The organism is Bradyrhizobium sp. LTSP885 (assembly GCF_000938305.1).
Classification (GTDB): domain Bacteria; phylum Pseudomonadota; class Alphaproteobacteria; order Rhizobiales; family Xanthobacteraceae; genus Bradyrhizobium.
Genome location: NZ_JYMT01000043.1, coordinates 1 through 11,881, shown reverse-complemented (window position 1 = coordinate 11,881; position 11,881 = coordinate 1). Strand labels below are relative to the sequence as shown.

Below are 11,881 nucleotides of genomic sequence, written 5' to 3'. Positions count from 1 at the left end.
GAGATGAGAAAGATTGTGCGTCTCGGCAATCTGGACCAGAAATAGCGGCTATGGCAAAAGGCCATTCGTCACTTGAGATGAATCAAATTCACCCATTAGGTGGCTCTGATCCACGGATCATTCCGCCATTGACGGCGCTGCTCGCCTTCGAGCGCGCGGCCACACAACTGAGCTTCCGCCGCGCCGCACGCGACCTGTCGCTAAGCCCGTCGGCAATCAGCCACCAGATCCGCGGGCTGGAGGAGCAGTTCGGCACGAAACTCTTCGTCCGCGGCGCGCGCTCGGTGCGATTGACGGCCGAGGGCGAGCGCTACCTTGCCAAAGTGTCGGCGGCGCTCGCGACGCTGCAGGAAGCCAGTCGCGACATGCTGCGGCAACGCCGTGAGACCAGCGGCGAACTCTGGATCAGCTCGCTGCCGTTCTTCACCAGCGCCGTGCTGCTGCCGGCGTTGCCGGAGTTCAAAAGGCGCCATCCCCAACTGACGTTGCGGATCGAGGCCACCCATCAATATGCCGACTTCAACGGCTCCCGTGTCGATGTCGCGATCCGCTACGGGCGGGAGCATTCAGCCGGGCTGAAGGTCGAGCCGCTGGTCGAGGTTCGGGGACTGCCAGTCTGTGTGCCGGCGCTGGTCAAGGGCGGCTTGCGGACCCCTGCGGATCTGTCGCGCGAGGTGCTGATCCACGTCACAACGCAGCCGCGGACGTGGCCGGCCTGGCTCAAGGATGCCGGGCTGCCGCACCTCGTCCCGCGAGGGCATCTTTGGCTCGACAGCGTGCCGGCGGTGATCGAGGCAGCCGAGCACGGGCTCGGCGTCGCGCTGGGGATGGCGCCGCTGATCAAGACCCGGCCAGGTTTCGGCAAGAGGCTGGTCGCCCCGTTTGCATTCGAGGCCGCGCACACTGAGACGATTTACCTGATATCCCGCACCGAACAGGCACGGGACCGGCGCATTGCCGCGGTGCGGCGTTGGATTGCGGACGCGGTCGCTCGCGCGAGCTGACTTATCTTCGGACCAGCCGCACGATCAGCAGCAGGATGACCGCGCCGATCGCGGAATAGATGATCTCGGACACCAGGCCGCCGCCGAGATGGAAGCCGAGCCGCGGGAAAATCAGCGTGGAAATGAACGCGCCGGCGATACCGACGACGATGTCGCCGATGATGCCGAGACCGGCACCACGCACGACCTTGCTGGCCAGCCAGCCGGCCACGAGGCCGACAAACAGAATGACGATAATGCCTTCACCCGACAGATACATGGACGTCCCCCGATTCCCGCGCGCGATGTTTGCGCGCCCTCGTGGAACCTAGCGGTATTTGCGTGGGGTGACGACAGAAATCTCGCGCAAGCTCTAGATAGCAGCCACTGCCGGTTCAGCCAGGATGCACCGCGCAAAATGGCCGGGCGTAACCTGCGCATTGGGCGGCAAGCCTTCACTACAACGCGGCTCGGCCACGCTGCAGCGCGGTGCGAATGAGCAACTGACCGGCGCGTGATCAAGCGAGGGCGGCGTGCCCGGAATGGTCTCCAGCCGCTGGCCGCGCTTGGCGCCATGAATGGTCGAGGCCAGCAGCCCCTTCGCGTAGGGATGGGCCGGCGTGCGCACGATGTCGCGCAAGGCGCCCTGCTCCACGATCTGGCCGGCATACATCACCGCAACGCGGTCACAGATCTCGATGGCGACGCCGATGTCGTGGGTCACGAAGATGACGGACATGCCGAATTCGCGCTGCAGCTCGCGCAGCAGCAACAGGATCTGGATCTGGACGGTGGCGTCGAGCGCCGTGGTCGGCTCGTCCGCCAACAGGATCTTCGGCTTACAGGCCAGCGCTAGCGCGATCATTGCGCGCTGCCGCATGCCGCCCGACATCTCGTGCGGATAAGAGTCCAGCCGTCGTTTGGCGGAGGGAATCCGCACCACTTCGAGCATCTCCAGCGCGCGCGCGGTCGCCTCGCGCTCGCTCTTGCCCTCGTGGCGCATCACGGTCTCAGTGATCTGCCGGCCGATGGTGTAGACCGGATCGAGCGCGAGCGCCGGCTCCTGGAAGATCATCGAGACGGTTTGGCCGCGGAAGGCGGACAGCGCCTCGTCGTCCATCGCCAGCACGTCCCGTCCCAGCACCTTCACGCTGCCGGAGATCTGCGTCCGCTTCTTCGGCAGCAGCCGCATCAAGGCCCGCAACGTCACGCTCTTGCCGGAGCCGGACTCGCCGAGCAGCCCCAACACCTCGCCTTCGCCGAGCGACAGACTGAGATCGTTCACGGCATGCACCGTGCGATCGCCGGTGAAGCGGATGTTGAGGTTGTTGATCGCGACGAGGTCGGTCATGCGACTTTGGGCACCTGGGCGTGGAAGTCGGTCGCGCGCTGGAAGGCGGCGCCGATCCGCAGCAGCACGGCTTCCTCGAAGGAGCGGCCGATCAGCTGCATGCCGACCGGCAGTCCAGACTTGGTAAAGCCGCTCGGAATCGCGAGTGACGGCAGGCCGAGATAATTGACCGGACGGGTGAACCGCGTCAGCCGCTGGATCACGGCCTCCGAACCGGGACCATTGCCGACATCGCTTTCGGCAATGGTCGGTGCCGGAATTGGCCCCACCGGGGCGATCACCGCGTCGACGCCGCTGACGGCGGCATTGTGGGCGGCGAGTGCAGGCCCGCGCCAGCGCATTGCCTCGAGATAGGTCACGGCCGGAATCGCGAGACCGTTCTGCAGCCGCATCAGCACTTGCGCGCCGTAATCCTGCGGGCGCTCGATCATCCAGCGCTTGTGGAAGGCCGCCGACTCGGCGGCGAGCACCAGCTGCGAGGCTGCGCTGAGCTGGCGCTGATCCGGCAGCTCGACCTTGACGATCTCGGCGCCCTCCTTCTTGAGGGTCGCGATCGTCTCATCGAGGATGCGCGCCACCTCGGGATCGAGATCGTCGACATAAAACGCCGTGGGCACGCCGATCTTCAGACCTTTCAGCGATTCCCTCGTTGCCGCCATGTAGTCCGGCACCGGCTGCGTCGAGGCCGTGAGATCCTCGGGGTCAGCGCCGGCCATCAGGCCGAGCAGCAGCGCGCAATCTTCCGCCGTCTGCGCCAGCGGACCGACGGTGTCGAGCGATTGCGACAGCGGCATCGCGCCGGCGCGGCTGACGCGCCCGACCGTGGTCTTCAGGCCGGTCACGCCGCAGAAATGCGCGGGCATCCGGATCGATCCGCCGGTGTCGGAGCCGAGCGCGGCAAAGGTCAGGCGCGCGGCGACCGCCGAGCCCGAGCCCGACGACGAGCCACCGGTGATGTGATCGACATTCCAGGGATTATGCACCGCGCCGTAATGCACATTGTGGCCGGTCGGACCAAAGGCGAACTCGACCATTTGCAGCGATCCGAGCCGAACCTGTCCGGCGTCCTTAAGCCGCTGCAACGCGGTCGCAGTGGTCTTCGGCACGAAATCGCGGCGGATCAGCGAACCGCAGGTCACGACCTTGCCGGCGTCATAATACATATCCTTGTGCGCCATCGGCACGCCATGCAGCGGGCCACGGCTGTTGCCCTTGGCGAGCGCGGTGTCGGCCTCGGTGGCGGCGGCCAGCGCCTGCTCCGATTCAACGGCCATATAGGCATTGAGGCGCGGCTGCCATTGCGCAATCCGATGCAGCACAGCGCGCGTTACCTCGTACGAGGACAGCTTCTTCTCGGCAATCGCCTTGGCGACTGCGGTCAGCGTCATCAAAGCGGGCTCAGTGCTCATTTCGACACCTTCCCGATCTGCGCCAGCAGGAAGCTCGCGGGTTCAAGGTCCATGGGCAGCGTGCCGGAGACCGGCGCGAAGCCGTCGAAAGCGGGGCCGATCGAACTGGCGATACGGGTAGCGACCTCGTCGTCGGCGGGCACATCGGCGACATGCGCGATCGCTCTGACGTCCTTGGCAGTGGGTCTGGTCATGCCGCGTTTGCTCCTGTTGCTTTTGCCGGCGCGCGGCTGTGCCCCGAGCCAGCGATGGCCATGTAGCACGCCGCCTGATGGCCCATTGTATCGAGATCGCTGAGTTTTGGCGTGTCGTTTGCGCAGAGCGGCTCCGCAAACGGACAACGGGTGTGAAACCGGCAGCCCGGCGGCGGATCGATCGGATTGGGCGGATCGCCCGAGATCGGCGGCACCTCGGTGCGCTTGTCCGGATCGGATGACGGCATCGCGGCCAGCAGCGCGCGGGTGTAGGGATGCGCCGGCGCGTCCCATACGGCGTCGACCGGGCCGAGCTCGACGACCTCGCCGAGATACATCACCAGCACGCGATCGGAGATGTAGCGAACGACGTTGAGATCGTGGCTGATGAAGAGATAGGTCAGCCCGAATTCGCGCTTCAAATCGGCCAGCAGATTGAGCACCTGCGCCTCGACCGACTTGTCGAGCGCCGACACCGCTTCATCGAGGATCACGAGCCGCGGCGACAGCGCCAGCGCGCGTGCGATATTGACGCGCTGACGCTGGCCGCCGGAAATCTCGTGCGGATAGCGGTTGGCGAAGTTTTCGGGGCGCAGGCCGACCTTGCCGAGCAGCTCACGCGCCAACGCGCGCGCCTTGCCATCGGCCATGCCGTGAACCTTGGGCCCGAACGCGATCGATTCCTCGATGGTGAGGCGCGGGTTGAGCGAGGCGTAGCTGTCCTGGAACACCATCTGCATGCCGCGGCGGAGTTCGCGCAAGGAGAGCGATTGACCGACTTGCATGCCGTCATAGACGATGTCACCGGCATCGCGCGCCATCAGATGCATCAAGAGCCGCGCAGTGGTCGACTTGCCGCAGCCGGATTCGCCGACGATGCCGACGGTTTCGCCCTTCATCACCACGAACGAGACGTTATCTACGGCGCGCACGGTCTTGCGCGCACTGAACAGCCCGCCGCGTACCGGAAAATGCTTGGTCAGACCCGTGACCTGCAGCAGCGGCTGCGCGGCACCACCGACATCTTCGATCGGCTCCAGCATATCGGCTGCCAGATTGGCGTCGGTCATCGCTCTAGTTCCTGATGTCCATGGCGCTGCGCATGCCGTCGCTCAAGAGATTGAAGCAGATCGAGATCGCGAAGATCATTGCACCCGGAAGTGCTGCGACCCACGGATTGACATAGATCGCGGTGCGCAGCGTGTTGAGCATCAGGCCCCATTCCGGCTCCGGCGGTTTTGTCCCGAGGCCAAGGAAGGACAGGCCGGCGGCCAGGATCATCGAGACCGAGATCAGGCCGGTGGCGTAGACAAAGATCGGTCCGAGCACGTTGCCCAGCATGTGCACACGCATGATGGTGAAGGGACCGGCGCCGGAAGCACGCGCCGCCTCGACGAAATCCATATTGCGCACGCCCGTGGTGACGCTTTCGGCGACGCGGGCGATCTGCGGCACGAACACGATGGTCAGCGACACGATCGAATTGACGATACCGGCTCCTAATGCGCCCGAGATCGCGATCGCCAGCAGCACCGACGGAAAGGCGTAGAAGACGTCCACGGTGCGCATGATCGCAGTGTTGAGCTTGCCGCCGACATAGCCGGCGACGAGGCCGAGCGAGGTACCGATCACGAACGCAAGAATCACCGGCAGAATGCCGATGATCAGCGACAGCCGCCCGCCATAGATCAGTCGCGCCAGCATGTCGCGGCCGAGCTCGTCGGTGCCGAGCGGATAGCCCGGCGTGCCGATGTGGCGGAGACGGCGGATCATCGAGCCCTGATAGGGATCGGCGAGGCCAAGCCAGGGTGCGAACAACGCCGATGCAAAGATCAGCACCAGGATGATCGCGCAGGCCATGCTGACTTTGTCGCGCGCGATACGGCGCGCGACGGTCGCCCAGTAGCCGCGCGCTTTCGTCGCGGGTGCGGCCTGCAATGCGGTGTCTGTCATCGTGCTCATCGCCTAGCTCCGCTTGATGCGCGGATCGATCGCGGCCTGCGCGATATCGACCAGGAGATTGAGCAGGACGAAGAACAGCGCCAGCACCAGGATCGTGCCCTGCAACAGCGGCAGGTCGCGCTGGAAGATCGCCGAATTGAGCAACAGGCCTGAGCCGGGCCAGGAAAATACGGTCTCGATCAGGATCGAGCCGCCGAGCATGTACCCAAGTTGCAGGCCCATCACCGCTAGCGCGGTGGGCGCGGCGTTCTTGACGACGTGGCGGAACACACCGGTCTCGCGCAGGCCCTTGGCGCGCAGCGCCTCGACGAAGTCCTGGCTCAGGATATCGCCGGTCAGCGCACGCACGGTACGGGTGATGATGCCCATCGGGATCACCGAGGTCGTGATCGCAGGCAGCACCAGATAGCGCAGATGTTCCCAGTCCCATGCCCAGGCGCCGGAGCCGCCGGCCCCGGCGCCGACCGCGGGCAGCCAGTTGAGCTGCACCGAGAAGATGATGACCAGCACCATGCCGAGCCAGTAATGCGGCAGCGAGACGCCCGCGATGGCGAAGGAGGTCGCGACCTTGTCGACCCAGGTGTCGCGGAAATAACCCGCGATCAGGCCTAGCAGCAGGCCGAGCGTAAAGCCGATGATGGCAGCTGCGATCGCCAGCATCACGGTGTTGCTGACCGCGTGCATCACCTCCGACAGCACGGGACGGCCGGTTGCGATCGAATTGCCGAGATCGCCATGGATCGCGCGCCACAGCCACAGCCCGAACTGCACCGGCAGCGGGCGGTCGAAGCCATACGCCGAGCGCAATTGCGCGGCGAGCTCCTGCGAGGCATCCGCCGGCAGCACCGCGACCAAGGGATCGCCGGGCGTGATGTGCACCAGCAGGAAGCACACCAGCGCCACGCTGAGCACGATCGGAATGACGTAGACGATACGTCTGGCGATATAGGCGAACACGAGTAGCTTTCGTCTTCCTTCTCCCCTCGTGGGAGAAGGTGGCGCGCACAGCGCGCCGGATGAGGGGTTCTGTCCGCGGGTTCAGTTCATCTCATACGCGCGAGGGGCATCCGCGGAGACAAACCCCTCACCCGGCTTCGCTATCGCGAAGCCACCCTCTCCCACAAGGGGAGAGGGTGCACTGAGTACGTCGCCAACACCTCACGGCGCGATCCTGACCGGCGAAAAGTCGACGAACCAGCTCTTCGGCTGCACAAAACCCTTGATCTTCGGGCTCATCGCGCGCGGCCCGACGTCGTGGGCGACATACAGGAAGGCCGCATCGTCGACCGAGGCCGCATGCAACTCGGCAAGCGCCGCGTCGCGTGCTGCCGGGTCGAAGGTCTGCCGCGCTTTCTTCACCAGCTCGTCGAACTTCGGATTGTTGATAAAACCCCAATTGTTCGAGACCGGCGGCGCCATGCTTGACTGCAGGAAGCGCACCAGCGCGAAGAACGGATCCATCGCCGCATAGGTGACATTGGTGGCGTTCGCGCCGTTGGCCGACGGGTCCTTCGCTCCGCGCCGCCAATTGGTGAACAGCGTGTTCCACTCGATGACGTCGAGCTGCACGTCGAAGTAACACTCGGCCAGCGCCTGCTGCAGATATTCGTTCATCGGCAGCGGCAGCATCTGGCCCGACCCCGACGCGGAGGTCTGGATCTTGACCGTCAGCTTCTTGTTGGGACCATAGCCCGCTTCCTGCATCAGCTCCTGCGCGGCCGGCTTGTCATACTTGATCTGGAAGGTCGGATTGCCGCGCCAGGGATGGCCGGGCTCGAACGTGCCGGTCGCCGGCACCATCAGGCCCGCGAGCAGGCCGTCGCGCAGTCCTTCGCGATCGATGCAGAGATTTGCAGCCTTGCGAACACGGATATCGTTCCACGGCGAGCCTTCGGCACGCGAAAACTGCCAAGGCCAGACATGCGGCTCCTCATTGCTGTAGAGCACGAAGCCGCGCTGCTTGATCTCGGGAACCGCATCCGGCGCCGGCGCCTCGATCCAGTTGACCTGCCCCGACAGCAGCGCCGCAGTGCGGGCGTTGGCTTCCGGCATCGGCAAGAGCACCATCTTGTCGACCTTCGGCACCCGCGCCTTGTCCCAGTAATTGTCGTTCTTCACCAGTTCGAGCCGCTCGCGCGGCGTAAAGCTCGACATTTTCCACGGACCGGTGCCCGAGGCGTCCTTGGCGAACGCCGCCCATGCGCCTTGCGATTTCGCCTTGGCGTCGGCGCCTTCGGCCTTGTCATAGAATTGCTGCCACTTCGCCGGGCTCGCCATGAACAGATTGGAAAGATTGATCGGCAGGAAGCTGTCCGGCTCCTTGGTGATCAACTCGACCGTCATGTCGTCGATCTTGCGGGCGGACACCAGCGTCGGCATGCGCGAGGCGGTGACGCCGACCTGGCTCGGGTCGAATTGCGGCGCGTCCTGTTTCAGGACCTTGTCGACGTTCCAGACCACAGCATCGGCGTTGAACGCCGAGCCGTCATGGAAGGTGACGCCGGAACGCAGCTTGAAGGTCCATTTCGTCTTGTCGGCATCGTCGACCTTCCACTCGGTGGCGAGGCCCGGGATGATGACGCTGGCCTTGTCCGCCGACGACAGGTCCCACATCGTCAGCGCATCGTACATCGTGAGGCCGGTGAAGCGGTTGCCTTCAAAACCCTGGTCGGGCTGGCCGAGCGTGCGCGGAATGTCGGCAGCGGTCATGCCGATGCGCAGCACGGTCTCGGCGCTCGCGATCGCCGGCAGGCCCGCGGCCAGCGCGAACGCCAGCAGCATGGCCGTCGCTGTCGCTTTGGTCTTCTCGTTACGCATCTGAGCAGCCTCTTCTCGACTTTAATGACTTGTTTTGGATGACTATTTCTTGGGCAAACGTATGCAATGCCTGTGCCAAGGGGAATGGTTCCTCGGCAAATAACCCCAGGCCGCGTCATTTCTTCTCACCTCAGGGCATAACAGGGCAGAGATGCCTATTCTGGCATCATGCTTGCAAGTTTCGGCTCCAAGTCCAAATCAACGGAGCATCTCCATGCGTGCGCGTAACTCGATCCTGATGGCGGCAATGGCGCTTGCCATGGCTGCGGGCTGGCCGGCCATGCCGGCGCATGCCGAGTCGATTGTGCGCTACGGCATTTCGATGGCCGATATTCCGCTCACGACAGGCCAGCCCGACCGCGGCGCCGGGGCCTATCAGTTCACGGCCTACACGATCTACGATCCCTTGATCGCGTGGGAGATGGACGTTGCCGACCGGCCGGGCAAACTGGTGCCCGGGCTGGCCACCGAATGGAAGGTCGACGACAAGGACAAGACCAAGTGGCGCTTCACCTTGCGCAAGGGCGTGAAATTCCACGACGGCAGCGACTTCAACGCCGACGCCGTGATCTGGAATCTCGACAAGGTGCTGAACGACAAGGCGCCGCAATTCGACAAGCGGCAGAGCGCGCAGGTCAAGACCCGCCTGCCTTCGGTCGCGAGCTACGCCAAGATTGACGACTCGACCATCGAGATCACGACCAAGACGGTCGACTCCTTCTTCCCTTACCAGATGCTCTGGTTCCTGGTCTCCAGCCCCGCGCAATATGAAAAGCTGGGTAAGGACTGGGACAAGTTCGCCAGCCAGCCCTCCGGCACCGGCCCGTTCAAGCTGACAAAACTGGTGCCGCGCGAGCTCGCGGAGCTTTCGAAGAATCCGGACTATTGGGACAAGAAGCGGATTCCAAAAGTCGACAAGGTGATCCTGATCCCGATGCCGGAAGCGTTGACCCGCACCAACGCGCTGCTGGCCGGCCAGGTCGATTTGATCGAGACGCCGGCGCCCGACGCCGTACCGCAGCTCAAGGCCGCCGGTATGAGGATCGTCGACAACGTCACGCCGCATGTCTGGAATTATCATTTGAGCGTGCTGCCGGGCTCGCCCTGGACCGACATCCGCCTGCGCAAGGCGCTCAATCTCGCGATCGACCGCGACGCCGTCGTTGGCCTGATGAATGGGTTGGCAAAACCCGCCAAAGGCCAGGTCGACCCGTCGAGCCCCTGGTTCGGCAAGCCGACCTTCGAGCTGAAATACGACGTCGCCGCCGCCAAGAAGCTGGTGGAGGAAGCCGGCTATTCGAAGGACAAGCCGCTGAAGGCGACCTTCATCATCGCACAGGGCGGCACCGGGCAGATGCTGTCGCTGCCGATGAACGAATTCCTGCAGCAGAGCTTCAAGGAGATCGGCATCGACATCGACTTCAAGGTGGTCGAGCTCGAGACATTATATACGCACTGGCGCAAGGGCGCGGCCGACGAGATGAACGCCGGCATCACCGCCAACAATATCGCCTATGTGACGTCGGATCCGCTCTACGCGATCGTGCGGTTCTTTGCATCCGACCAGGTTGCACCGGTTGGCGTCAACTGGGGCGGCTACAAGAACCCGAAGGTCGACGCGCTGATCAACGAGGCCAAACAAACGTTCGATGCCGCAAAACAGGATGATTTGATCGCACAGGCACATGCGCTGATCGTCGACGACGCCGTATTGGTCTGGGTGGTACACGACACCAACCCGCATGCGCTGTCGCCGAAGGTGAAGTCATTCGTGCAGGCGCAGCACTGGTTCCAGGATCTGACACAGATCGGATTGGAGTAGTCTCTATCGGACCTCTCCGCCGTCGTCCCGGCGAAAGCCCATAGGCGCTAAGATAGTTTGATCATGGCCTGATAGCGGCGTTTACGTCTGGGAGGCTCGCGCAGATGTCGTTGGAGAGCGAGGCTGGCTCTGCGCAGACGCGCGATTGTGGGCTGGGGAATGATGGCTTGGAGCAGGGAGGCGATGAGCTGACGGAGCAGGCGCCATGCTGCAGGTCTGGTTAGGCGGCTTCGGCCAAGCGGGGAGAGTCCTCGAGTTCGTCGACAAGCGGCTCGAGCAGAAGAATGATCAGCAGGTGAGCGAGGATATGGGGTCTGGCAGACCGCTCGTCAGTTCCTGGAGGTCCTTTCAAGCCAATCAGGCTCTTCAGCCGCTTGAAGCCGAGTTCGATCCGCCATCGCAGCCGGTAAAGGGCAAGCAGATCAGCGGTTGTGAAGTCCTCGGGCTTGAGCGAGGTCACCAGGATCACCCAATCCGCAGCATCAAGCGTTTGCCTGGAGAGACGATGGCCTCCCTTCTGAGCCGTCCTGCGTGCCTTGCGCCGTGCAGCCTGAGCCGCATCTGCAGGTTTCTTGACGGCAACCAAACGCACAGCAAGCGGTGCTCCACCAGACTTGCGTTTTACCCAGATCGGCCGGTCGATGATGCCGCGTGCCGCGGCCTTGCGCAGTTCGGCGACGAGATCGATCAGATTGCCTTTGCGATCCAGCCAACAAGCGCTCTTCCAGCCCGAGCGGATCACGAAGTCCGCACCGGCCTCGACCAGATACGCCATGCGCTCCGGCTGCAGATAGGCGCGGTCGGCAAGACGGATCTCGCCGGCAATCAGCGGGATCCGGTCCAGCGTCTCGCCCGCGCGTTCGTCGGTCAGCTCGAAGTGACCAAAACGTTCTTGCGGAAGATCGAACGCACTGTGGATGCGCCACACCGCATTCTTCTGCCTGCCGCCGGTTCCAGCTTTTGGGACCGTCGTGGCGTCAACGATGCGGATCAGTCGACCGCGGCTTGCCTTCGGCGCACCGCTCGCAAGTGCCCGGCCTATCAGCTGTGCAAGCCAATCCCCGGACTGACGCAGCCGGTATAACAGAGCCACGTTGGAGATATCGACAAGGCCCACCGAAGTCGCCCATGCCGCCGTCAACCGCAGACCTCTCGTGCCCAGGCAATACGCAAGGATCAGCCGCAGCAGATCGACTGCATTGCTGATCTCGCGCGGGCGAACAAACGCCTTCGTCTCCCGCGCGCCAGCCTCCAGAGCCTCAGCTCCGCCCAGCCGCGAAACAACACGCGCCCAGTCTTCGTTCACAAGCGATTCGTTTCTCATCTCTTCTTGGAATCACACG

At 63.9% G+C, this 11,881-nt stretch carries 11 protein-coding genes; 2 read left to right on the top strand and 9 right to left on the bottom strand.

Going from position 1 to position 11,881, the window contains the following annotated elements; all coding sequences use genetic code 11:
* Nucleotides 1–128 precede the first annotated feature (128 nt).
* Nucleotides 129–1,004 carry a LysR substrate-binding domain-containing protein gene (locus UP09_RS33985; RefSeq protein WP_245302364.1) on the top strand — a complete coding sequence of 292 codons (876 nt, stop codon included), beginning with the start codon at nt 129–131 and terminating at the stop codon, nt 1,002–1,004.
* Between the two features lies 1 nt (nt 1,005).
* Here the strand turns inward: UP09_RS33985 and UP09_RS33980 are convergent, their stop codons facing one another.
* The 8 genes from UP09_RS33980 to UP09_RS33945 form a co-directional block, all read right to left on the bottom strand.
* Nucleotides 1,006–1,263 carry a GlsB/YeaQ/YmgE family stress response membrane protein gene (locus UP09_RS33980; protein ID WP_044542785.1) on the bottom strand — a complete coding sequence of 86 codons (258 nt, stop codon included), beginning with the start codon at nt 1,261–1,263 and terminating at the stop codon, nt 1,006–1,008.
* 93 nt (nt 1,264–1,356) lie between these two features.
* A complete protein-coding gene (locus tag UP09_RS33975) occupies nt 1,357–2,334 on the bottom strand; it encodes an ABC transporter ATP-binding protein (RefSeq protein WP_044542784.1) in 978 nt (325 codons plus the stop codon).
* On the bottom strand, nt 2,331–3,743 hold the full coding sequence (locus tag UP09_RS33970; protein ID WP_044542783.1) for an Asp-tRNA(Asn)/Glu-tRNA(Gln) amidotransferase GatCAB subunit A: 1,413 nt from the start codon (nt 3,741–3,743) through the stop codon (nt 2,331–2,333). Before UP09_RS33970 ends, UP09_RS33975 begins: the two co-directional genes overlap by 4 nt.
* On the bottom strand, nt 3,740–3,937 hold the full coding sequence (locus UP09_RS33965; RefSeq protein ID WP_044542782.1) for a hypothetical protein: 198 nt from the start codon (nt 3,935–3,937) through the stop codon (nt 3,740–3,742). Before UP09_RS33965 ends, UP09_RS33970 begins: the two co-directional genes overlap by 4 nt.
* Nucleotides 3,934–5,007 (bottom strand): ABC transporter ATP-binding protein, encoded by a 1,074-nt coding sequence (locus UP09_RS33960; RefSeq protein ID WP_044542781.1) that lies wholly within the window; start codon nt 5,005–5,007, stop codon nt 3,934–3,936. Before UP09_RS33960 ends, UP09_RS33965 begins: the two co-directional genes overlap by 4 nt.
* 4 nt (nt 5,008–5,011) lie before the next feature.
* Entirely contained in the window at nt 5,012–5,890 is an 879-nt protein-coding gene (locus UP09_RS33955) for an ABC transporter permease (protein WP_502689111.1), read from the bottom strand.
* 12 nt (nt 5,891–5,902) lie between these two features.
* Nucleotides 5,903–6,856 (bottom strand): ABC transporter permease, encoded by a 954-nt coding sequence (locus UP09_RS33950; protein ID WP_044542779.1) that lies wholly within the window; start codon nt 6,854–6,856, stop codon nt 5,903–5,905.
* 201 nt (nt 6,857–7,057) lie between these two features.
* Nucleotides 7,058–8,716 (bottom strand): ABC transporter substrate-binding protein, encoded by a 1,659-nt coding sequence (locus tag UP09_RS33945; protein WP_156164922.1) that lies wholly within the window; start codon nt 8,714–8,716, stop codon nt 7,058–7,060.
* Between the two features lie 214 nt (nt 8,717–8,930).
* Between UP09_RS33945 and UP09_RS33940 the strand changes: the two genes are divergently transcribed.
* Nucleotides 8,931–10,538 carry an ABC transporter substrate-binding protein gene (locus UP09_RS33940; RefSeq protein ID WP_044542778.1) on the top strand — a complete coding sequence of 536 codons (1,608 nt, stop codon included), beginning with the start codon at nt 8,931–8,933 and terminating at the stop codon, nt 10,536–10,538.
* Nucleotides 10,539–10,758: 220 nt separating this feature from the next.
* On the opposite strand, the gene UP09_RS33935 is transcribed toward UP09_RS33940, so the two are convergent.
* On the bottom strand, nt 10,759–11,862 hold the full coding sequence (locus UP09_RS33935) for an IS4 family transposase (RefSeq protein ID WP_044535962.1): 1,104 nt from the start codon (nt 11,860–11,862) through the stop codon (nt 10,759–10,761).
* Between the last annotated feature and the right edge of the window lie 19 nt (nt 11,863–11,881).

Excerpts from the sequence above, each read along its gene's own strand:
- UP09_RS33980 (WP_044542785.1), bottom strand. The coding sequence starts at position 1,263 with ATGTATCTGTCGGGTGAAGGCATTATCGTCATTCTGTTTGTCGGCCTC.
- UP09_RS33955 (WP_502689111.1), bottom strand. The coding sequence starts at position 5,890 with ATGACAGACACCGCATTGCAGGCCGCACCCGCGACGAAAGCGCGCGGC.
- UP09_RS33960 (WP_044542781.1), bottom strand. The coding sequence starts at position 5,007 with ATGACCGACGCCAATCTGGCAGCCGATATGCTGGAGCCGATCGAAGAT.
- UP09_RS33970 (WP_044542783.1), bottom strand. The coding sequence starts at position 3,743 with ATGAGCACTGAGCCCGCTTTGATGACGCTGACCGCAGTCGCCAAGGCG.
- UP09_RS33965 (WP_044542782.1), bottom strand. The coding sequence starts at position 3,937 with ATGACCAGACCCACTGCCAAGGACGTCAGAGCGATCGCGCATGTCGCC.
- UP09_RS33935 (WP_044535962.1), bottom strand. The coding sequence starts at position 11,862 with ATGAGAAACGAATCGCTTGTGAACGAAGACTGGGCGCGTGTTGTTTCG.
- UP09_RS33940 (WP_044542778.1), top strand. The coding sequence starts at position 8,931 with ATGCGTGCGCGTAACTCGATCCTGATGGCGGCAATGGCGCTTGCCATG.
- UP09_RS33975 (WP_044542784.1), bottom strand. The coding sequence starts at position 2,334 with ATGACCGACCTCGTCGCGATCAACAACCTCAACATCCGCTTCACCGGC.
- UP09_RS33945 (WP_156164922.1), bottom strand. The coding sequence starts at position 8,716 with ATGCGTAACGAGAAGACCAAAGCGACAGCGACGGCCATGCTGCTGGCG.